This window comes from Silicimonas algicola (assembly GCF_003148765.1).
Taxonomy (GTDB): Bacteria; Pseudomonadota; Alphaproteobacteria; order Rhodobacterales; family Rhodobacteraceae; genus Silicimonas; species Silicimonas algicola.
In genome coordinates this window covers 16173-36807 of the sequence record NZ_QGGV01000010.1, presented here as the reverse complement: position 1 = coordinate 36807, position 20635 = coordinate 16173, and the positions used below count along the sequence as shown (strand labels likewise).

Annotated in this window: 22 protein-coding genes; 12 read left to right on the top strand and 10 right to left on the bottom strand. The window is 64.6% G+C overall.

Annotated elements, in window-relative coordinates; translation table 11 throughout:
- Positions 1–182 precede the first annotated feature (182 nt).
- Entirely contained in the window at positions 183–509 is a 327-nt protein-coding gene (hspQ, locus tag C8D95_RS17750) for a heat shock protein HspQ (protein ID WP_109760544.1), read from the top strand.
- A 22-nt stretch (positions 510–531) separates the two neighbouring features.
- Here the strand turns inward: hspQ and C8D95_RS17745 are convergent, their stop codons facing one another.
- Positions 532–2118, bottom strand: a complete 1587-nt coding sequence (locus tag C8D95_RS17745) for a gamma-glutamyltransferase family protein (protein ID WP_109760543.1) — start codon at positions 2116–2118, stop codon at positions 532–534.
- 316 nt (positions 2119–2434) lie between these two features.
- On the opposite strand from C8D95_RS17745, the gene C8D95_RS17740 reads away from it, so the two are divergent.
- The gene (locus C8D95_RS17740; RefSeq protein ID WP_109760542.1) at positions 2435–2893 is read left to right on the top strand and encodes a MarR family winged helix-turn-helix transcriptional regulator; all 459 of its coding nucleotides are present in this window, start codon (positions 2435–2437) and stop codon (positions 2891–2893) included.
- Positions 2890–4659: a feruloyl-CoA synthase gene (locus tag C8D95_RS17735; protein ID WP_109760541.1), complete on the top strand. Its 1770-nt coding sequence runs from the start codon at positions 2890–2892 to the stop codon at positions 4657–4659. Before C8D95_RS17740 ends, C8D95_RS17735 begins: the two co-directional genes overlap by 4 nt.
- A gap of 48 nt (positions 4660–4707) precedes the next feature.
- On the opposite strand, the gene C8D95_RS17730 is transcribed toward C8D95_RS17735, so the two are convergent.
- Positions 4708–5475, bottom strand: coding sequence for a crotonase/enoyl-CoA hydratase family protein (locus C8D95_RS17730; RefSeq protein ID WP_109760540.1), 768 nt, complete (start codon positions 5473–5475; stop codon positions 4708–4710).
- Positions 5476–5574: 99 nt separating this feature from the next.
- Here C8D95_RS17730 and C8D95_RS17725 point away from each other — a divergent pair, with 99 nt between their 5' ends.
- From C8D95_RS17725 to pcaF, 5 genes are all read left to right on the top strand, one after another.
- Positions 5575–6456 (top strand): amidohydrolase family protein, encoded by an 882-nt coding sequence (locus tag C8D95_RS17725; RefSeq protein ID WP_109760539.1) that lies wholly within the window; start codon positions 5575–5577, stop codon positions 6454–6456.
- Between the two features lie 80 nt (positions 6457–6536).
- Positions 6537–7706, top strand: coding sequence for a 4-hydroxybenzoate 3-monooxygenase (gene pobA / locus C8D95_RS17720; protein WP_109760538.1), 1170 nt, complete (start codon positions 6537–6539; stop codon positions 7704–7706).
- Between the two features lie 58 nt (positions 7707–7764).
- Positions 7765–8487 carry a 3-oxoacid CoA-transferase subunit A gene (locus C8D95_RS17715; protein WP_109760537.1) on the top strand — a complete coding sequence of 241 codons (723 nt, stop codon included), beginning with the start codon at positions 7765–7767 and terminating at the stop codon, positions 8485–8487.
- Positions 8484–9161, top strand: coding sequence for a CoA transferase subunit B (locus tag C8D95_RS17710; protein ID WP_109760536.1), 678 nt, complete (start codon positions 8484–8486; stop codon positions 9159–9161). Before C8D95_RS17715 ends, C8D95_RS17710 begins: the two co-directional genes overlap by 4 nt.
- Complete coding sequence (pcaF, locus tag C8D95_RS17705) at positions 9158–10363, top strand: 3-oxoadipyl-CoA thiolase (RefSeq protein WP_109760535.1); 1206 nt, start codon at positions 9158–9160, stop codon at positions 10361–10363. The genes C8D95_RS17710 and pcaF overlap by 4 nt, the downstream gene beginning before the upstream one ends.
- A 3-nt stretch (positions 10364–10366) precedes the next feature.
- Here pcaF and C8D95_RS17700 read toward each other — a convergent pair whose 3' ends face one another.
- The 6 genes from C8D95_RS17700 to C8D95_RS17675 form a co-directional block, all read right to left on the bottom strand.
- Positions 10367–11671 carry a TRAP transporter large permease gene (locus C8D95_RS17700; RefSeq protein WP_109760534.1) on the bottom strand — a complete coding sequence of 435 codons (1305 nt, stop codon included), beginning with the start codon at positions 11669–11671 and terminating at the stop codon, positions 10367–10369.
- Positions 11668–12168, bottom strand: a complete 501-nt coding sequence (locus C8D95_RS17695) for a TRAP transporter small permease (protein ID WP_109760533.1) — start codon at positions 12166–12168, stop codon at positions 11668–11670. Before C8D95_RS17695 ends, C8D95_RS17700 begins: the two co-directional genes overlap by 4 nt.
- A 90-nt stretch (positions 12169–12258) precedes the next feature.
- Positions 12259–13656, bottom strand: a complete 1398-nt coding sequence (ligM, locus tag C8D95_RS17690) for a vanillate/3-O-methylgallate O-demethylase (RefSeq protein WP_109760532.1) — start codon at positions 13654–13656, stop codon at positions 12259–12261.
- A gap of 29 nt (positions 13657–13685) precedes the next feature.
- Positions 13686–14411, bottom strand: coding sequence for a GntR family transcriptional regulator (locus tag C8D95_RS17685; protein ID WP_109760531.1), 726 nt, complete (start codon positions 14409–14411; stop codon positions 13686–13688).
- A gap of 88 nt (positions 14412–14499) precedes the next feature.
- Positions 14500–15003: an ATP-binding protein gene (locus C8D95_RS17680; RefSeq protein WP_109760530.1), complete on the bottom strand. Its 504-nt coding sequence runs from the start codon at positions 15001–15003 to the stop codon at positions 14500–14502.
- Positions 14996–15337: an STAS domain-containing protein gene (locus C8D95_RS17675; protein WP_109760529.1), complete on the bottom strand. Its 342-nt coding sequence runs from the start codon at positions 15335–15337 to the stop codon at positions 14996–14998. Before C8D95_RS17675 ends, C8D95_RS17680 begins: the two co-directional genes overlap by 8 nt.
- Positions 15338–15430: 93 nt before the next feature.
- Here C8D95_RS17675 and C8D95_RS17670 point away from each other — a divergent pair, with 93 nt between their 5' ends.
- The 4 genes from C8D95_RS17670 to C8D95_RS17655 all read left to right on the top strand — a co-directional run bounded on the left by C8D95_RS17670 (position 15431) and on the right by C8D95_RS17655 (position 17555).
- Positions 15431–15889 (top strand): GAF domain-containing protein, encoded by a 459-nt coding sequence (locus C8D95_RS17670; protein ID WP_109760666.1) that lies wholly within the window; start codon positions 15431–15433, stop codon positions 15887–15889.
- On the top strand, positions 15886–16254 hold the full coding sequence (locus C8D95_RS17665; RefSeq protein WP_109760528.1) for a GFA family protein: 369 nt from the start codon (positions 15886–15888) through the stop codon (positions 16252–16254). Before C8D95_RS17670 ends, C8D95_RS17665 begins: the two co-directional genes overlap by 4 nt.
- Positions 16251–16898 carry a pseudouridine synthase gene (locus C8D95_RS17660; protein ID WP_109760527.1) on the top strand — a complete coding sequence of 216 codons (648 nt, stop codon included), beginning with the start codon at positions 16251–16253 and terminating at the stop codon, positions 16896–16898. The genes C8D95_RS17665 and C8D95_RS17660 overlap by 4 nt, the downstream gene beginning before the upstream one ends.
- A 174-nt stretch (positions 16899–17072) precedes the next feature.
- Complete coding sequence (locus C8D95_RS17655) at positions 17073–17555, top strand: hypothetical protein (protein ID WP_126918453.1); 483 nt, start codon at positions 17073–17075, stop codon at positions 17553–17555.
- A gap of 155 nt (positions 17556–17710) precedes the next feature.
- Here C8D95_RS17655 and C8D95_RS21805 read toward each other — a convergent pair whose 3' ends face one another.
- Positions 17711–18268, bottom strand: coding sequence for a hypothetical protein (locus C8D95_RS21805; protein ID WP_146203012.1), 558 nt, complete (start codon positions 18266–18268; stop codon positions 17711–17713).
- Between the two features lie 148 nt (positions 18269–18416).
- Positions 18417–20558 carry a polyribonucleotide nucleotidyltransferase gene (gene pnp, locus C8D95_RS17650; protein ID WP_109760525.1) on the bottom strand — a complete coding sequence of 714 codons (2142 nt, stop codon included), beginning with the start codon at positions 20556–20558 and terminating at the stop codon, positions 18417–18419.
- Between the last annotated feature and the right edge of the window lie 77 nt (positions 20559–20635).

The following is a 20635-nucleotide window of genomic DNA, read 5'->3' as shown; positions in this document are numbered from 1 at the left end:
CCACGTTCGCCTTTTTTATTTGCGGCGAGCCTAGCAAATTTTCGGTACGAGGAAAAGCGTCAGGACGCGCAGTGCGGCCGTGACTGTCTGGTCTCGCGTCACAAATTGTTTCTTGCGAATCGCGGGGAAACCCGTCGACAGCCCGGGGGACGCGTCCTAGAACGTGTGAAGGGGGTACTGTTATGTTCAAGTCGCGTGCGAAATACGCCTTGGGCCAAGTTGTGCGTCATCGGAAGCATCCGTTTCGCGGCGTCGTGTTCGACGTGGATGCCGTCTTCTCGAATACCGAGGAGTGGTATCAGGCGATTCCCGAAGACAGCCGACCGTCCAAGGAACAACCATTCTATCACCTTCTGGCCGAGAACGACCAAAGCTACTACGTGGCTTACGTCTCGGAGCAGAACCTGGTGGCCGACTATTCCGGCGAGCCGATCGAACATCCGGATCTTACCGAATTCTTCGGGGATTTCGTGGACGGGCAGTATCCCCTGCAGGTCCAGTTGAACTAGGCCGTTCGGGATCGGCGGCGGCCTAATAGCCGACCGCCATCCCGTCCTTGCGCGGGTCGGACGCCCCGATCAGGATCCCGCGTGACGCATCCATCAGGATGACCTGCGCGCCGCCGATCGGCCCCTCGGCGTGGCTCAGCCGGTGGCCTTTCGCGGCAAGAGCGGCACAGGTCGCCTCGCTCACGCCGTCCTCGACCTGAAGAAGCCCCGTTTTTGGATCGGCGAAGGCGCGGGGTGCGTCCACCGCCTCCTGCGGGTCCATGCCGAAGTCAGCCATGTTCGACAGGACGTGAGCGTGACCGCAGGCCTGGTACTGCCCGCCCATGACCCCGAAGGCCATGTCGACCTTGCCGTCCGTCGCGCGCATTGCGGGGATGATGGTGTGCATCGGCCGCTTGCCGCCGCCGGCCTCGTTCGGGTGTCCGGCCGTCAGGTTGAAACCGCAGCCACGGTTCTGGAACAGGATGCCGAAGCGGTCGGTGGCGATGCCGGAGCCGAAGGTCGAGAAAATCGAATAGATCAGGCTGACCGCCATGCCGTCGCGGTCGATGGCGGTGATGAGGATGGTGTCCCGGTGAACGTCCTCGGTCAGCGGTGCGGGCGCCGCCATCGCCGTCTTCGGGTCTATCAGCGCCGCCAGTCGTTTCGCCGTCTCGGGCGAAAGCATGTGCTCCAGCCGTGTGACGTGGTCCGCGTCCGCAATGAAGCGGTTCCGCGCGTCATAGGCCAGCCGCGTCGCTTCGGCTTCGAGGTGCAGGCGCTCTGCCCCGTTCGGCTCCATCGAGGCGATGTCGAATTCTGCCAGTATTGCTGCCAACAGGATCGCAGTCGCACCCTGCCCATTCGGTGGATGCTCGACCAGTTCGTGCTTGCGGTACCCGCCGCGCAGGGGAGTGCCCCAGCTTGCCTCGGTCGCCGCGAAATCCCCGGCAGTGTGCGTCCCGCCGATGGCCGTCAATGCCTTCAGCATATCTTCGGCGATTTCACCGGTGTAGAACGCATCCCGCCCCTCGCGGACGACGCGCCGAAGCACCTCGGCCTGAGCGGGCAGAGCCAGCACGTCGCCTTCGCGATAGGCTGCCCCGTTCTTCAGGAAGTGCTTTTGCGCGCCCGCATTCATGGCCCCGCCCATGGGTTCGATATCGAAGGCCACGCGCGCCGCGATCGGCACACCCTCTTCGAAATAGCGGATCGCCGGCGCAAGAGACCGCTCGAGCCCCAGCTTTCCATAGCGGTCGGATAGGCGGCAGAGGGCATCGACGGCGCCGGGAATGGTGATCGAGGCCGGATGACCTGCCTCGATGACCGTCACGCCGTCTGCGCGCACCGCATCGGCGTCAAGCCCTGCAGGTGCCCGTCCCGAGCCGTTCAGCGCCACGACCTCCTCGCTTCCCGCCGGCTTGACCAGGGCAAAGCAGTCGCCACCGAGCCCCGTCATCTGAGGTTCGCAGACACCCAGAAGCACGGCCCCGGCGATCACCGCATCGACGGCGTTGCCACCATCCCTGAGGACCTGAAGCGCCTCGGAGGCAGCGAGCGGGTGCGACGTGGCGACCATGCCGTTCGTCGCCAGGACGGCCGAACGGCCGGGCAGTTGGAAATTGCGCATTGTCTCTGAATCCGTTCCCTCGAGGTCAGCCTAGACGAGGGGATCGCCGCTGAAAAGCGGTGAACCTCGGCATCGCGTTACTGGGTGGGGGCTGTAAATATTCGCGATGCCGAGGGAAGCTTCACAGCTACCTTCGCGGCATGACTCCCGGCGAAGGCTGAAATTGGACCTAAATGTGTCCATTCCAAGGCGGCGTTGCGACTGGGGCGACAACGGCAGGGCAAGCGGCTGGATTGACCAAGCGCTGCGCGGCCATGGACAGATGCGGGTGGTATGAATAACAGTTTACCTTGGTAACAGATTTCAGGAGTTGCCCATGTCCGGCTCACCGATAACCGAAAGCTCGGCCGAGCTGGACGATCTCGTCGGTTACAACCTGAAACGCGTCTACATGATCTTCCAGGACAAGCTGCGCGACATCCTGGGCCAAGAGGGCCTCGCGCCGCGATCCTATTCCGTCCTTTCGCTGACCGTGCAGCAGCCGAGCGTGACCCAAAGCGAACTCGCCCGGCGTCTCGGCATCGAGCGTTCGGGCCTTGTCGCCATCGTCGACGGGCTCGAGTCGCTTGGCCTTCTGGAACGCGTCGGAGTGCCGGGCGACCGCCGGGTTCAGGCCCTGACACCGACGCTGACCGGCCGCGAAGTCCACGAACGTACGGCGGTCCGCATCGCGCGTGACGAGGAGCGGCTTCTGTCCGTCCTTTCGGGGCAGGACCGCCGTGCCCTGATCCGCATTCTGGGCCGATTGCGAGACATGCACGAGGTTCGCGGATGAGCTCTCCACGGTTCTGGTCGCCGACCTTCGAGATCGAGCGCAGAGACGACGGCACCATCCTCATGCGCCAGTCCGAGCCGTTGGAGGATCACTTTCCGACGCTGGCGGATTACCTCGATCACTGGGCCGACGCGACGCCTGACCGGACATGGCTTGCGCGCCGGCAGAACGGGGGAAACTGGGTCGGCGTGCCCTACGCCGAGGCTCGGCGGGCGGCACGCCGCATCGGCGCGGCCCTCCTCGAGTTGGGGCTTGGGCCCGAGCGGCCGCTGCTTATCCTGTCCGAGAACAGCCTCGAACATGGGCTTCTGGGACTCGCCTGCTCGTGGGTCGGCATTCCCTATGCCCCCGTTTCGCCGGCCTATTCGCTGGTTTCGAAGGACCACGGCAAGTTGCGGGACATCGCGGCGACCTTGAATCCCGGCGCGGTCTTCGCCGACGACGGCGCAGCATTCTCGACCGCGCTCGACGCCATAGCTGCGCCGGGCCGTGTCGTCCTAAACGCAAGGCACCCGGTCGACGGCGCTCTGCTCTATGATGACCTGAGGTCCGTGTCCGAAGCGCCGGCCGAGGCCGCGCGCGCGGCTCTGACAGCAGAGACCGTGGTGAAGTACCTCTTCACCTCGGGTTCTACGGGCTCGCCCAAGGCCGTCATCAACACCAATGGCATGATGACCGCGATGGCTGCCATGACGCGGGATTGCTATCGCTTTCTCGAGGATGAGCCTCCGGTGGTGCTGGACTGGGCGCCGTGGAACCACACGGCGGCGGGCAACAAGGTTTCGTCCCTCGTGCTGACCAACGGCGGCACATACTACATCGACGACGGTCGCCCGGTGCCGGGCAAGTTCGACGAGACGATCCGCAACCTGCGCGAAATCGCCTGCACCTGGTACTTCAACGTGCCCCTCGGCTACGACATGCTGGTCGAGGCGCTGGAGACCGACGAGGCCCTGCGCGACACGTTCTATTCGCGCCTTTCGATGATGTTCTACGCCGGAGCGGGCATGGCGCAGCACACTTGGGACCGGCTGATCGCCCTGGGACACGAGGCGACTGGGCGCGAGGTTCTGCTCGCGACGGGCCTTGGGTCGACGGAGACGGCGCCCTTCGCGCTGGCCTGCACCGAACCGCAGAAGAAGGCGGGCAACGTGGGTGTGCCGTCTCGCGGGCTGACGCTGAAGCTGGTGCCCGCGGGCGGCAAGCTGGAAGCCCGGCTGAAGGGGCCGACGATGACGCCGGGCTATCTGGACGATCCGGAGAAGACGGCCGAGGTTTTCGACGACGAGGGGTTCTACTGCCTGGGTGACGCCTTGAAGCCGGTGGATCCGGATGACCTTGCGCGAGGCTTCTATTTCGACGGGCGCGTCGCAGAGAACTTCAAGCTGTCGACCGGCACTTGGGTCACGGTCGGGGCGGTGCGTGGCGCTCTGGTCGATGCGCTTGGCGGGTTGGCGCGGGATGCGGTCATCGTGGGCGAGGACAAGCCCGAGCTCGGCGCGCTGATCCTCCTGTCGGAAAAGGCGGCAAACACGCCGAGGTCCGATGTGGAGGCCGCCCTCCGCGAGAGGCTAGCCGTGGCGGCGGCGGCGGCTTCAGGGTCGGCGAGCCGGGTGCGTCGTATGGCGATCCTCGAGACGCCGCCCAGCTTCGACAGGGGCGAGGTGACCGAGAAGGGATCCTTGAACCAGCGTGCGATGCGGGCGCACAATGTCGATCTGATCGAGACGCTCTATGCAGGCGGGCCGGGCATCGTCGCGGTCTGACCAAGGGCTCTGCCCCGGACCCCGGAGTAGTTCAGGACAGACGTAGCCTTAGCGGCGGAAGTCGGGGGCGCGCTTCTCGAGAAAGGCTTTCAGGCCTTCTTGCGCCTCGGGCGTCGTCTGCGACATCGCGGCAGCGAGGCTTTCGGCGAACAGGCCGTCCTGCCGGCTCATGTCTCCGATGCGGCTGATCGCCTGAATCATCAGGTAGTTCGAGAAGGCGGCGTTGTCCGCGATCTTGCGGGCAAGGTCCCTGGCGAGCGGAAGCGCTTCATCCACACCGACGGAGTAGTGGCAGAGGCCAAGGGAAAGGCCGTCGTCCGCGCCGTAGGTGCGCCCCGTCAGCATCATCTCCCGCATCCGGTCGGCACCGAGGATGCGGCCGACGCGGACCGTGGCGCCGCCGCCGACGAAGATGCCACGCCGCCCTTCGGGGAGCTGGAAGCGGACAGAGGGTTCGGCGATGCGGACGTGGCAGGCCGCTGCGATCTCGAGCCCGCCGCCGATCACCGCTCCGGTCAGGGCAGCCACGACGGGCAGGCCGCCGAATTCGATGAGATCGGCGACGCGGTGCCAGTTGCGGGAGTGGTAGACGGTCTTTTCGGGGCTGCGGTGCCGGTGCTCGGCGAGGTCCAGGCCAGAGCAGAAATGCCCACCCTCGCCGTGGAGGATGACGGCGCGGACCTGCGGCGGCGAGGAGAAGAACGCGTCGAGCGCCGCCACAAGGTCGTCGTTCATCGCATTGCGCTTATCCGGGCGGGTGAAGGTCATCACAGCGATATCGTCTTCCAGGTCGACGCGCGCGACGGCATCGGTCATCTTCGTCTCCGCTTTCGGGGCGAGACAGTTATAGTGTTCAATTGTTGTCCTGTATAGCATTCTCCTGCCAGCAAGCAGTGACGAAGAGGGAGGTATGCCGTGGTCGATTTCGCGAAAGTCCGGGCGATAGATTTCCACACCCACGCCGAGGAACCCTGCTGCGGTCCGCGCGACGATGGCTATGACGAGTTCCAGGCGGGCATGGCGGCCTATTTCAGGAACCCTGCTGGCTCGAAGGGAATGTTGCCGACCATCGACGACACCGCCGCCTATTACCGGGAACGCACCATCGCCGCCGTCATTTTTCCGGTCGACGCCGAGCGCGAGACGGGCTTCCGGCGCTATTCGAACGAAGAAGTCGCCGAAGCCTGCGCCAGGAACGATGACGTGCTGATTCCCTTCGCCTCGATCGACCCGGCCAAGGGCAAAGCTGGCGCGCGGGAAGCGCGGCGCCTGGTGCGCGAGTTCGGCGTGAAGGGCTTCAAGTTCCACCCAACGATGCAGGGGTTCTATCCGAACGACCGCTCCGCCTATGTGATGTACGAGGCCATCGCCGACGAAGGCGCGATCACGCTTTTCCACACCGGCCAGACCGGCGTGGGATCCGGGATGAAGGGCGGCATGGGAATGCGGCTGAAATACTCGAACCCGATCCACCTCGACGACGTGGCGGTCGATTTTCCGGACATGCCGATCGTGCTGGCGCATCCGTCGTTTCCCTGGACCGAGGAAGGTCTCGCGGTCGCGCAGCACAAGCCGAACGTCTACTACGACATGTCGGGGTGGTCTCCGAAGTACTTCCCCGAGCTCTTCGTCCGCTATGCGAACTCGATCCTGAAGAAGAAGATGCTGTTCGGCTCGGACTGGCCCGCGATCACGCCGGACCGATGGCTGGCCGATTTCGAGGCGATGCCGTTTAAGGACGAGGTCAGGCCGCTGATCCTCAAGGAGAACGCGATGCGCCTTCTGGGTGTGGCTTGACGCAACGCGCGGCGGGTTTAGTTGACTTCGCAAACTAGTTCCGGCCAGACTGGCGGGACAACGCTTGCAGGAGACGTGGCATGAAGACCGAGGTGGCCATCATCGGGGGCGGACCCTCCGGCCTCCTGCTGTCTCAGCTTCTCAATCGTGCCGGTGTGGAAACCGTCATCCTTGAAAGGTCGACGCGCGAGCATGTGCTGTCCCGCATCCGGGCCGGCATCCTGGAATTCGGCGCGGTGAGGATGCTGCGCGAGGCAGGCGTGGCGGACCGGCTGGATCGCGAGGCCATCCCGCACGACGGCTGTTTCCTCACCGACGAGGACCTTATGGTCCGAATTGATTTCAAAAAGCTTACCGGCCAGCACGTCACGGTCTACGGGCAGACCGAGGTGACGCAGGATCTCTACAAGGCGCAGGACGTCATGGGTACGACGATCCTGCACGAGGTGTCGGACGTCACGATACATGACCTCGACCAGGCGACCTCCCACGTCGACTTCACGCACGAGGGTGAGCGCAAGCGGCTGGACTGCCTTTTCGTTGCGGGCTGCGACGGCTTTCACGGGGTCAGCCGCAAGACGATCCCGGAAGGGAAGCGCCGCGAACACGAGAGGGTCTATCCCTTTGGCTGGCTCGGACTCCTGTCCGAGACACCGCCCTGCAACGACGAGCTGATCTACGCCAACTCGCCGCGCGGGTTCGCCCTGGCGTCCATGCGCAACGAGAACCTGTCGCGCTACTACGTGCAGGTGCCCCTGACCGACAAGGTGGAGGCCTGGTCCGACGACGCCTTCTGGGCCGAACTGAAGAGACGCCTGCCGTTCGAGACGGCGGAGCGCATGGTCACGGGGCCGTCGATGGAGAAGTCCATTGCGCCCCTGCGCAGTTTCGTGGCCGAGCCGATGAGGTGGGGAAACCTTTTTCTTGTGGGTGACGCCGCACACATCGTCCCGCCGACCGGGGCGAAGGGGCTGAACCTGGCGGCGTCGGATGTGCATTACCTTCATGCCGCGCTGATCGACGCGGTAAAATCCGGCGACCGATCGGGCATCGACACCTATTCCGAGCGGGCCCTTATGCGTGTCTGGAAGGCGATGCGGTTTTCCTGGCAGATGACCATGATGCTGCACCGCTTCGAGGGCGAGGACAGCTTTGCTGCCCAGATGCGCAAGGCGACGTTGCAGCACCTGTCGCAGTCCGAGACGGCGCGGCGAGAGCTTGCCGAGAACTATATCGGCCTGCCCTACTGACGGACGGGCGGTTGCGCCGAAGAGCGGTGGCGTTAGAACCGTCGGCAGGGAGACGTTCATGGACAAGACAATCGCATCGCCCGCCGAGGCCGTTTCCGGGATCGCCGACGGAAGTGTCCTGATGATCGGCGGCTTCGGAGGGTCCGGGTCGCCTATCGAGTTGATCCACGCTCTGATCGACCGATATCGCGCGACCGGCAGTCCGGGCGACCTGACGGTGGTCAACAACAACGCGGGCAACGGACGTGTCGGCATCGCGGCCATGATCGACGCGGGAATGGTGAGGAAGATGGTGTGCTCGTTTCCGAAGTCGTCGGATCCGCGCGCATTCACCGACAAGTATCTCGCCGGCGAGATCGAGCTGGAGCTTGTGCCCCAGGGCACACTGGCGGAACGCATCCGGGCGGGGGGCGCGGGCATCCCGGCATTCTATACGCCGACGGGCTTCGGGACCGAGCTGGCCGAGGGCAAGCCGGTGGCCGAGTTCGACGGCGCGTCCTACGTTCAGGAGCGCTGGCTGAAGGCCGACGTCGCGATCGTGAAGGCTCATCTGGGCGACGCCCACGGGAACCTGACCTATCGCTATGCCTCGCGGAACTTCAATCCGCTGATGTGCATGGCGGCGGCCACCACCATCGCGCAGGTCAGCCGCATCGTTCCGCCGGGGGACATCGACCCCGAGCAGGTGGTGACCCCTGGAATATTCGTCGACGGCGTGGTCGAGGTCGCGGACCCACGGCAGGAGGAACAGATGATCCGTGCGGGCGAGGCCTACGCATGACTTGGGAGAAGCTGACGAACACGCAGATCGCCTGGCGCGCGGCTCAGGGCATCGAGGACGGCGCCTACGTCAACCTCGGGATCGGGTTCCCCGAGATGGTCGCCCGCTATCAGCCGCCTGGGCGCGAGGCGATCTTTCATACCGAAAACGGCGTCCTGGGGTTCGGCGATGCGCCGCCCGAGGGCGAGGAGGACTGGGACCTCATCAACGCCGGAAAGAAGGCGATCACCCTGAAGCCCGGCGCATCGTTCTTCCACCACGCCGACAGCTTCGCCATGGTGCGGGGCGGGCATCTGGATGTTGCCATTCTGGGAGCCTTGCAGGTGGCCGAGAGCGGTGACCTGGCCAACTGGCGCGTGGGATCGAAGGGCGTGCCTGCCGTGGGCGGCGCGATGGACCTGGTGCATGGAGCGAAGCGCGTCGCTGTCGTGACCGAACACGTCACCCGGGACGGCGAGCCCAAGCTGGTCGAGCGCTGCACCTTTCCGCTGACCGGCGTCGCCTGCATCAGCCGTGTCTATACCTCGCTCGCCGTCGTCGACATCGAGGATGGCCAATTCGTCCTGCGCGAGAAGGTGCCCGGGCTGTCGATGGAAGAGCTTCAGTCGATGACCGGCGCGACGCTGCACACCCCCGGCCCCCTGGCCGACCTGACCGTTCCGGAGATCCCATGACCGACGCCTTCATCTGCGACTATGTCCGCACGCCGATCGGTCGGTTCGGGGGCGCGCTGTCCTCGGTCCGGGCCGACGATCTGGGGGCGATCCCGTTGCGGGCGCTGGCGGAGCGGAACCCCTCGCTCGACCTCGCTGCCGTCGAGGAGGTGATCTTCGGCTGCGCGAACCAGGCGGGCGAGGACAACCGCAACGTCGCGCGGATGTCGCTCTTGCTTGCTGGCTGGCCCGAGACCGTTCCGGGCGCGACGGTGAACCGGCTGTGCGGCTCGGGTATGAATGCCGTGCTGGACGTGGCGCGTGCCATCATGGCGGGCGAGATCGAGATGAGCGTCGCAGGCGGCGTCGAGAGCATGAGCCGCGCGCCCTTCGTGATGCCGAAGGCGACGAGCGCTTTCTCGCGGAACGCCGAGATTTTCGACACGACCATCGGCTGGCGCTTCGTGAACCCGGCGATGAAGAAGGCTTACGGCATCGATTCCATGCCCGAGACGGGCGAGAACGTAGCCGAGGAATTCGGCATCTCGCGCGCCGACCAGGACGCCTTTGCGATCCGGTCGCAGCAGAAGGCGGGCCGCGCGATGGAGAGCGGACGGCTGGCGCGGGAAATCGTGCCGGTGTCGATCCCGCAACGGAAGGGCGAGACTGTGGTGGTGTCCGAGGACGAGCATCCCCGTCCCGACACGACTGTCGAGGCGCTGGCGAAGTTGCCGACGCCGTTCCGTGAGAACGGTTCCGTCACGGCGGGCAACGCGAGCGGCGTGAATGATGGCGCAGCGGCCTTGATCGTCGCGTCCGAGGCGGCCGCCCGGCGTCATGGTCTGACGCCAATCGCGCGTGTGGTCGGCGGTGCGACGGCGGGGGTGTCTCCGCGCATCATGGGGATCGGGCCGGCGCCCGCCTCGCAGAAGCTGCTCGACCGCCTGGGGTGGAGCGTCGCCGACCTGGACGTGGTGGAACTGAACGAGGCCTTCGCGAGCCAGGGCCTTGCCACTCTGCGCCAGCTCGGAATTGCCGATGACGACCCCCGCGTGAACCCGAACGGTGGGGCCATAGCCCTTGGGCATCCGCTTGGCATGTCGGGAGCTCGGCTGGCGGGCACGGCGGCGCTGGAGATGTCGCTGAGCGGCGGCAAGCGCGCGCTTGCCACCATGTGCATCGGTGTGGGGCAGGGGATCGCGATCGCGCTGGAAGCGGTCTGAACCTCAGCCGAACATCGTCGTCGGCAAGATCAGCGAGATCGCCGGGAAGGCCACGAGGATCGCCAGCGTCACCAGCATGGCGAACCAGAACGGCAGGACGCCGCGGAAGATGCGGCCCAGGGGCACCTGGGGGGCGACCGACTTCACGATGAACACGTTCAGGCCGACGGGCGGCGAGATCAGCCCCATTTCCAGCGTCAGGACGACAAGGACGCCGAACCAGATCGGGTCGATTCCCAGTTGCAGGATGACCGGGAAGAAGATCGGAAGGGTCAGCACCAGCATCGCGAAGCCTTCGAGGAAACAGCCGAGCACCATGTAGACGGCGAGGATCAGCAGAAGCGTCGCCGTCGGGGGCAGGTCGAGGGCGGTCAGGAAGGCTCCGACCGAGGCGGGGATTTGCGACAGCGCGATGAAGGGATTGAGGACGTGGGCGGCGATCAGGATCAGCATGACCGTCGCGGTGGTGACGATGCTTTCGCGTGATGCCTGCCAGAAGGCTTGAAGACCTAGTGTGCCGGTGGCGAAACCATAGACGACGACCATGCCTGCGCCGACGCCCGCCGCCTCGACCGGCGAGAAGAAGCCGCCATAGATGCCTCCGATGGTGACTAGGACGACGACGAGGATCGGTCCGGCGCCGAGGATCGAGCGCAACTTCTCGGCTGCGGTGGTGGAGGGTCCGGGCGGGCCAAGCTCGGGCCGACGCCAGCAGAGCAGCGTGATCGTCAGGACGAAGGCTGCCAGCAGCAGCAAGCCAGGCAGCACGCCGGCGAGGAACAGCCGCCCGATGGATTGCTCGGTCAGGATCGCGTAGATGACGAAGCCGGTCGAGGGTGGGATCAGGATGCCGAGCGTGCCGCCTGCCGCGATGACGCCGGTCGACAGCCGGTCGTCGTACCCGAAGCGGTCCATTTCGCCCAGGGACACCTTGCCCATGGTCAGCGCCGAGGCGACCGACGAGCCCGAGAGCGCCGCGAAGCCGCCACAGCCGATGACGGTGGCCGAGGCGAGGCCGCCGCGCACCTGGCCGATCATGGCGTAAGCCGCATCATAGAGCTTGCGGCTCATCCCTGATGCGCTGGCCACGTTGCCCATGAGGATGAAGAGGGGAATGACGACGAGCTCGGGGTTGGACGCGAGGGTGAAGGTCTCGGACCCCAGGAGCCCCATGGCCGCGTTCCAGCCGTTCAGCGCCCAGATGCCCAGGAACCCCACGAGGAACATTGCAAAGGCCACCGGAACGCGGGCCAGCAGCAGGACCAGAAGCACGACGATGCCGAGCGTGCCGATGACGCCCCCGCTCACAGCGGTTCTTTCCGGACATCGTGGCGGCGAAGCGCCAGTTCCGCCGCGCGCAGGGCCATGCCGACTGCGGCGAGGAGGACGAAGGCGATCAGCGCCCACTGGAACCATGCCTTCGGCAGCCGAAGGAGGTTCGTCGAGAGGTTCAGCATCTGGCTGAGTTTCGCGCTTTCCCAGACGGCCCAGGCGATGAAGACGAAGATCACTGCACCGAGGATCGCGGAGGCAACGTCGATCACCCGGTTCAGCGTCGGGGAGAAACGCGGCTCGAGCAAGTCGACGGCGATGTGCCCGCCATTGCGGTCGCAGAGCGTCATGCCGCCGAAGACGAGGATCACCATCGTCATGGTCACGAGGTCCTGCGAGCCGAAAAGCGGATGGCCGAAGGCGCGGCCGATGACGTCGACGAGGATCACGCCGACCTCGACCAGGAGGGCCAGCGCGCCGATGGTCGCGGCGAGGCGGGTCAGCGCATCGGCGGCGCGGCGGAGCACGGTCATCGCGTCGCTGATGGTCTCATGGCGGCCCCTCCCGGAGGCACCATGCCGGAAGTGAGGACGCGCCGGAAGACCCGGCGCGCCCGATGTGGGTCAGCGCGATCGCCAACTGTCGGCGTAGCTCTCGCGCGCCTCTTTCGCGTAGGGCGTGGGCGACACGCGCACCCGAATCTCGGCCTGCTTGTGCTTCTCGGCCGAGGTCTTGGCGGTGTCGTCGGACTCGCCCCACCGGAGCGTCAGCACGTCGCCTTCCTGAACGTCCTGGCTCACCACGCCGAGCGACAGCATGCAGCGTTCGTTGAACGAGTAGCCGTTGAACATGCTCATGCCGACCATCTTGTCGCCGCTCATCACCATGTCGGCGGTCGACGACGCGTAGTTCGGCTGCGGGAAGTCGATCCACTTGTAGGGCGTGCCTTCCTCGAAGGCCGAGGCGATGACCTTGAGGACATCTTCCTTGTTCCACTCGAAGGTGACCTTCTTGCGGTTCGAGGGCGCGTCCTTCATCGCGGCGAGGGCGTCCTTGCCGATGAAGTCGTCCTTTTTCCAACCGATGTAGAAGCCGTAGCCCAACTCGAACGGGTTGACGTAATAGTCCTCGATGTCGTCCGACACGAAGCTGCCGCCTATGGCGCCAGCGGCCTCGTAGCTGTCGGCGCCGAGCCAGTCCCGGTAGTCGGCCAGCATCCCGTCGCCGGTGTAGATGCCGGGGAGCGGGGACGGAATCCAGCCGGATTCCAGCGTATTGGTCGAATAGGCGCGGCTGCCGCACTGGACAAGATCGACGCCGGCGTCGCTGGCCGCCTGAAGGATCGTCGAGTGGATGTAGTGCTTGTCGTCGTAGGGGCCCCAGACTTCGAGGCCGGGGGCGCCGGACATGCCGTGGCGGAGCGCCTGCACCTTCTTCGAGCCGATACTGACGGTGTCGACGTGGAAGAACGGGATGTCGGGGACCGGACCGCCGTTCATTTTCTCGAACACCTTGGGCGCGTCGGGACCCTGGATCTGGAAGCGGTAGTGGGTGCGCAGCACGCGCTCGCCCTCGGGGCGCGAGGTGGAGCGGGGGTCATGCTTGATCCGCACGTTCCATTTGCCCCAGGCGGCGCAGAATTGAAGCCAGTTGGAGACGGGGGCGCGGCCGACGAGGATGAACTTGTCCTCGCGCTCGCGGAAGATGATGTGGTCGCCGATGACGTGACCCGCCGGCGTGACCGGTACGAAGTGTTTGGCACGGTTCAGGCCGAAGTTGCCGAAGGCGTTGACGCCGTGGTGCGACAGGAATTTCTCGGCATCCGGGCCTTCGACGATCAGCTCGTCCATGTGGTGCGACTGGTCGAAGAGGACGGCGGTCTTGCGCCAGGCTTCCTGCTCGACGCGCCAGTTGCGGAACTCGGGCGTGACGACGGGATAGACGTACATGCCGATCTTGCTGTTGCGCAGCATCTCGACGGGGTTCTTGTGATTTTCCATCACTGTGGACAGGCTTTGCATGGGCTTCCTCCTCGGGGGCTTTCGGGTTCTCAGTCGGCCGTGACCAGCGCCAGGCCGGGGATGCGGCGGGCGAGGTCGGCCTTGCTTTCAATGGCGTATTTCAGATTGCGGCGGGCCTGGCGGGCATGTTCGCGGGCGGCGGCCTCGGCGCGGGCGCCTTCGCGGGCGCGGATCGCTTCCAGGATGACGCGGTGCTGATCCTGGGCGATGACGAGCGACGCTAAAAATTCCGGCCGGTCCTCTTGTCCGCGCAGGAAAGCGCTTGGACTTGCGAGAGGGAGGCGCGCGGCACGTGCGACCTCGCGGGCGACGATGGGGCTGCCGGGGGCCTGCGCCAGCCAGTCGTGGAAGCGTGAGTTCCACAGGACGTAGGCATCGAAGTCGGTGCCGGGGGCGGCGAGTGCGCCGTCAAGCGCGTCGAGGATGTCGGCGCAGGCGCGCGCGTCGGCATCGGATACGCCCCGCTCGGCCGCAAGTCGGGCGGCGAGGCCTTCCAGGGAGCCACGCGTCTCGATCGCATCCGAGATGTCCTGCATCGAGAAGCGGGCGACGCGGAAGCCGCCGGCGACGGGCTCGAGAAGCCCCTCCTCCATCAGCTTGGCCTTGGCCTCCCGCAGGGGGGTGCGTGAGATACCGAGGAGCTCGGACAGGACGGGTTCGGACAGCCGCTCGCCCGGGGCGAAGTCGCCGTTCAGCACGAGGCTGCGGAGGCTCTGCAGAGCCCGTTCGGACTGCCTTGTCGCGCCGTCGGCCATTTCTGTCGAATCTCCCCCTCGGAGCCGTGTATACGGATCGTAGGGTTAGGAGGCAACTCTGGGGGCGTTTCGGCGCGTTATGTATACATCAGGTCGGCGTAGGTTTGCCGAGAGCGACCCGGAAGAACAGGATGTTCTCGTCCTCCTTGCGGTCGTAAACGAGGTCTCTCACCAGTTCGCGGATCAAAAACCAGCCATAGCCACCCTCCGGCATGGCGTCGTTCGGGTTGAACTCGACCATCGGATGGTTGCCGAGCGGCGCGCGGCCCTTGGGCATCGGACGTCCCCGGTCGCGAATTTCGACCATCAGGCTGCTGGACCGCCTGCGGACGATCACGCGGATCTCGCCTGGCGCCCCTTCGGGGTAGGCATGTTCGACGATGTTGTTCAGAACTTCCGCCACGACGATTTCGACAGTGCCGAGGTCGCCGGGCAAGATGCCCTGAGTCGAGAGGGTGTGGATAAGGGTTTGCACCCCGCGCCGAACCCACCGGAAGTCGGCCTTGAAAACCTCGTCCGCGACGATGCCCGACTGCGACGCGGGCTGTCCCGGCAGGTCCGTCGTGCCGTGGCCCAGGGCGTCGTCAGGCATCCGCCTTGTCCTCCAACGCCGCGTCGACGGTGGGGAAGATGCGGAAGACGCGGTCCATGCGGGTGATGCGGAAGACCTTTTCGACCGTCGGCGTCATGGCGGCGAGGTCGAGGTGACGGGTCCGACCGAGTTGTTTCATCGAGCCCACGACCGCGCCAAGACCGCTGGAATCGAGGAAGTCGACGTTGCCGAGGTCGAGGATGACGCGGTCCGCGGGATGCTTCGTCAGTTCCAGCATCTTGTCCTTGAACCGCACGGCGACGGCGGCGTCGATGCGACGATCGCCTACGGCCACGACCAGGGCGGGGCCGATCTCGGTGGCTGTCATATGCATCGCAAACTCCTTCACATGCGGGTTGAGGCACACTAAGGGACAGGCGTTACCAATCTGTAAGCGGGGACCCTCATGCCAAAAGACGCCGGCGGGCTGCGCGTGGACTACAGGGAGTTGGCCGGACGCCTGGCGGCGGTGGCCGAGGGCGAGGATGACGCCATCGCGCTTATGGCGACGGTCGCCTGCGAGGTGCATCACGCCGACGACCGCTTCGACTGGACGGGATTCTATCGCGTGGTGTCGCCCGACCTCCTGAAGATCGGCCCCTACCAGGGCGGGCACGGCTGCCTCGTCATTCCCTTCGACAAGGGCGTCTGCGGGGCCTGTGCGCGGACGGGCGAGGTGCAACTCGTCCCCGACGTCGACGCCTTTCCAGGTCACATCGCCTGCGCGTCGTCCACCAGATCCGAACTGGTCCTGCCCGTCCATGATGGCAAGGGCGCGCTGATCGCGGTCTTCGACATCGACAGCGATCTGCCTGACGCCTTTACGCGCGAGGATGCGGAGGGCATGGAACGCCTTCTGGCACAGGTCTTCGGGAGGCTGGCATGATCGGGGGCAGTTGCCTTTGCGGAGCTGTCCGCTTCACCGTCAGGGGCACGCCTCAAGGGACGTCCGTCTGCCATTGCGGGCAGTGCCGCAAGCAGTCGGGGCACGTCTGGTCGTCGGCTCACGTGCCGGACGCGGACCTTTCGGTCGAGGGCGAGGTTCGGTGGTTCCGCGCGTCGGAGAAGGCGCGGCGGGGGTTCTGTCCGACCTGCGGGTCTTTCCTGTTCTGGAAGGGCGAGGCTGACGATCACGTGTCCTTCGCGCTCGGCGCCATCGACGGGCCGACGGGGCTGCGGCTGGAGAAGCACATCTTCACCGCCGACAAGGGCGACTACTACGACATCGCGGACGGCGTGCCGCAGCGGTGAGCGACGCCTACGATCCGCCGGACGTGCCGCTGGAGGTGCTGCACCACGACCACGAGGTCCTTGTGGTGGTCAAGCCGCAAGGGCTGCTGTCGGTGCCCGGCAAGGGCGAGCACCTGGCGGACTGCCTGCTGACACGGGCGCAGGCAGTGTTTCCGACGGCGCTTCTGGTGCATCGTCTGGACCGGGATACCTCGGGCGTCATGGTCTTTGCGCTGACCCCGCACGCGCAGCGGCACCTGGGGCTTCAGTTCGAGAAACGCCATGTAAGAAAGGCCTATGTGGCCCGTGTGGCGGGGCGCATCGCCGAGAAGACGGGGACGGTGGACCTGCCGATCGGGGTCGACTGGCCGAACCGGCCGAGGCAGCACGTCGACCACGAGAACGGGCGTCCCGCCGTGACCGACTGGCGGGTCCTGAAGGTGGGCGAGAACGAGACGCGTGTCAGGCTTTTCCCCAAGACTGGGCGGTCGCACCAGCTGCGGGTCCACATGCTGACGCTCGGTCATCCGATCCTGGGCGATCCCTTCTATGCCGAGGGTTGGGTGAGGGACTTCCCACGGCTGATGCTGCATTCCGAGAGCCTGAAGTTCCGCCATCCGGACGGGGGCGTGGGGATGACGTTCCGGTCGCAGGTACCGTTCTGACGCAACGCCGGTGCGGCTGCGTCGGGGACATACGTTAATGCCAGCAAATGAAGGGAAATGGCGCTCCCGGGACCTTCGGTATCGCGTCGGTATCACGTCGGTATTGCGTCGGTGGATGGAGCGGGTTCGCGGGATGGGATGAAGCGGGCGGTGGGGTTTGTTAGGGGCGACTGAGTGAGGGTGAAGGAGGGGATCTCGGCTGAAGGGAGTGCAGTCGCTTTCTTCTGCGCAGCAGCGAAGGGCAGCTTTGAGCCCTTAGCTGGCTGGAAGCATCAACTTACCCTACGAGAAGAGTTCTGCTATGGTGAGCTAGTGGAGTATGTAATTCCTGAGCCACTTACTGAAGATGAGGTGATCGCGCGCATCGACAGCGCCACGAGGGATGAGGACGTAATAGATGTTGCATTGTCCGCTATCTATTACTGTGAGACCCAGTTCGCTGGCGACATTCTGCTCAAGGCCTATCAGAAAATTTCGGGAAATAATCGTCTCTTCCTAGGAAATATAACTGAAACGTTCGTACGAGTTCATGAGACGGCCTACAGAATTGACGACTTTGTCGAGGAAATGCGCAAGGACGGACCCGACCCAATTGCGATGGAAGAAAACATCGAATCCATAATTGAGTTTGCGAGATTATTTTCGACCGTTCACTGAGGGATGAAGATCAAGAAATTTACTAAGTATTTAGACAGTGCTGATCTGATCAATGTCCGCTTCGTCCGCACAGCCGACCTTGGCGCCCCGGAAACGTTCGTACGCGTAGCTAACGTCAGCTTTGAGCCCATACCGACGATATCTTGGTGCTGAAACTACTTTCTTGTGATGGTTGTGTTGACGCCTAGAGGCTTGCCATCTGAAGTAAGCGTAACACCCACGGAAACGCTGTGAGCCAGCAACCGGTCCAGAAGCCCCACTCTAATTGGGCCATCTATGGGTGCGGTAGCGCTCACCAAGATGCCGTCACTATCATGTTGGTAAAACCTCATGACGCTTTGTGGCCGTTTAGTCGAGATCGCCTTGAACCCATTTGAATTGAACCATTTGAGCATCCTTTCGTAGCTGTTGAGCTCCGCCGCCGGCCGAAAAACACATAAATTCACTTTCTCAAGTGTATTCAGCTCATTCCAGCGCATCTGTGACAGTCCGAAATCTAGTGTTGCTTCAGTTTTTTCTACGCAATCGTCAACACGCTGGAACTTACCAAGAGCTCGCTCATATCGCTGAAGTTCTCGTGCACTCAGCTTTTCGCTTTGTTCACTGAAGGGCCTCCCGAAGCTGAGAAACTCCGGTGCTTTTTCATTGTCGGCGAAACCCACAGACGGAATCAGGTATGCTGAAGCTACTGCTGAGATGATCAACCTTTTCACAGTTCGAAGATGTGAGCGATGAAAGAGTTAGTCAATGTGCAATGTCCGCTTCGTCCGCATCGCGGTCATTGACCCACGTCCAGCGCCGCAAAACAAAAAGGCCCCGGCGTTTCCGCCGAGGCCCTGAGTGATCGGAGGAGAAAGCGCCTCAGTCGGCCGCTTCTTCCTGCATTTCTTTCGAGAGCTCTTCGCCTGTCGTCTGGTCGACCATCTTCATCGCGAGGCGGACCTTGCCGCGGTCGTCGAAGCCGAGAAGTTTCACCCAGACCTCCTGGCCTTCCTTCAGGACGTCGGAAGGATGGTTCAGGCGCTTGTTCTCGATCTGGCTGACGTGGACGAGGCCGTCGCGCTTGCCGAAGAAGTTCACGAAGGCGCCGAAGTCGACGATCTTCACGACCTTGCCCTTGTAGACCTTGCCTTCCTCGGGCTCGGCCACGATCGAGTAGATCATGTCGTAGGCCTTCTGGATGGCATCGCCGTTGGCGCTGGCGATCTTGATGACGCCGTCGTCGTTGATGTCGACCTTGGCGCCCGAGACCTCGACGATCTCGCGGATGACCTTGCCGCCCGAGCCGATCACTTCACGGATCTTGTCGGTCGGGATGGTCATCGTCTCGATGCGGGGTGCGTGGACCGAGAAGTCGCCGGTCTCGGCCTTGGCCTTGTTCATCTCGCCCAGGATGTGGAGACGACCGGTCTTGGCCTGTGCGAGCGCCTCCTCCATGATCGCGGGCGTGATGCCCTGGACCTTGATGTCCATCTGGAGCGAGGTGATGCCCTTCTCGGTGCCGGCGACCTTGAAGTCCATGTCGCCGAGGTGATCCTCGTCGCCGAGGATGTCGGTCAGCACCGCATAGGAGCCGTCGTCCTCGAGCACGAGGCCCATTGCGACGCCTGCGACGGCGGCCTTGATCGGCACGCCCGCGTCCATCATCGAGAGCGACCCGCCGCAGACCGAAGCCATGGACGAGGAGCCGTTCGATTCCGTGATCTCGGAGACGAGGCGGATCGTGTAGGGGAAGTCGGTCGTCGAGGGCAGGACGGCCTGGAGCGCGCGCCAGGCGAGCTTGCCGTGTCCGATCTCGCGCCGGCCCGGCGGTCCGAAGCGACCCACTTCACCGACCGAGTAGGGCGGGAAGTTGTAGTGCAGGAGGAAGTTCGAGCGATACGTGCCGTTCAGCGCGTCGATCATCTGCTCGTCGTCGCCGGTGCCGAGCGTGGTGACCACGAGGCCCTGCGTTTCGCCGCGGGTGAACAGCGCCGAGCCGTGGGTCCGGGGCAGAAGCCCGGTTTCGCAGACGATCGGGCGAACCTGATCGAGCGCGCGGCCGTCGATGCGGCGACCGTTCTTGACGACGTCGCCGCGCAGGACTGCGGATTCGAGCTTCTTGAAGGCCGAACCGAGGTTCTTGTCGGCGAGTTGCTCTTCCGAGAGCGACGCCTTGACGGCTTCACGGGCCTCGGACACCGCCGCGACGCGCTTCTGCTTGTCGGTGATGGCGTAGGCGGCGCGCATCTTGTCCTCGCCGGCGGCCTTCACGGCGTTGTAGAGCGCCGAGTAGTCCGGAGCCTGGAAGTCGAACGGCTCTTTCGCCGCGTCTTCCGCGAGGTCGATGATGAGGTCGATCACGGGCTGGATCTGCTCGTGCGCGAAGTTGACCGCGCCCAGCATCTCGGCCTCGGAGAGCTCGTAGGCCTCCGATTCCACCATCATCACCGCGTCCTTGGTGCCGGCGACCACGAGGTCGAGGCGCTGGTCGGGATTGTTGCGAAGCTGGTGCATGTCGTCGACGGTCGGGTTCAGGACGTAGTCGCCGTCCTCGAAGCCGATGCGGCAGCCGGCGATCGGACCCATGAAGGGCACGCCAGAGATCGTCAGGGCGGCCGACGCCGCGATCATGGCGACGACGTCGGGATCGTTGACCAGGTCATGCGACAGCACGGTGCAGATCACGAGGACTTCGTTCTTGAAGCCGGGCGCGAAAAGCGGCCGGATCGGACGGTCGATCAGGCGGGAGGTCAGCGTCTCCTTCTCGGTCGGACGGGCCTCGCGCTTGAAGAAGCCTCCGGGGATCTTGCCGGCGGCGTAGTATTTCTCGTTGTAGTGCACCGTCAGCGGGAAGAAGTCCTGGTCGGGCTTGGCTTCCTTGGCGAAGGTGACGTTGGCCATGACGGAGGTTTCGCCGTAGGTGGCGATGACCGATCCGTCGGCCTGGCGGGCGACCTTGCCCGTTTCCAGTGTCAGCGTTTCTTCGCCCCACTGGATCGATTTCTTGATTTCCTTGAACATCTTGACATCCTGTCTGGGATCGCGCGGCGTTCCACAGCGTCCCGTTGAAATGGCGGCCCCATTGCCGCCGACCCCTA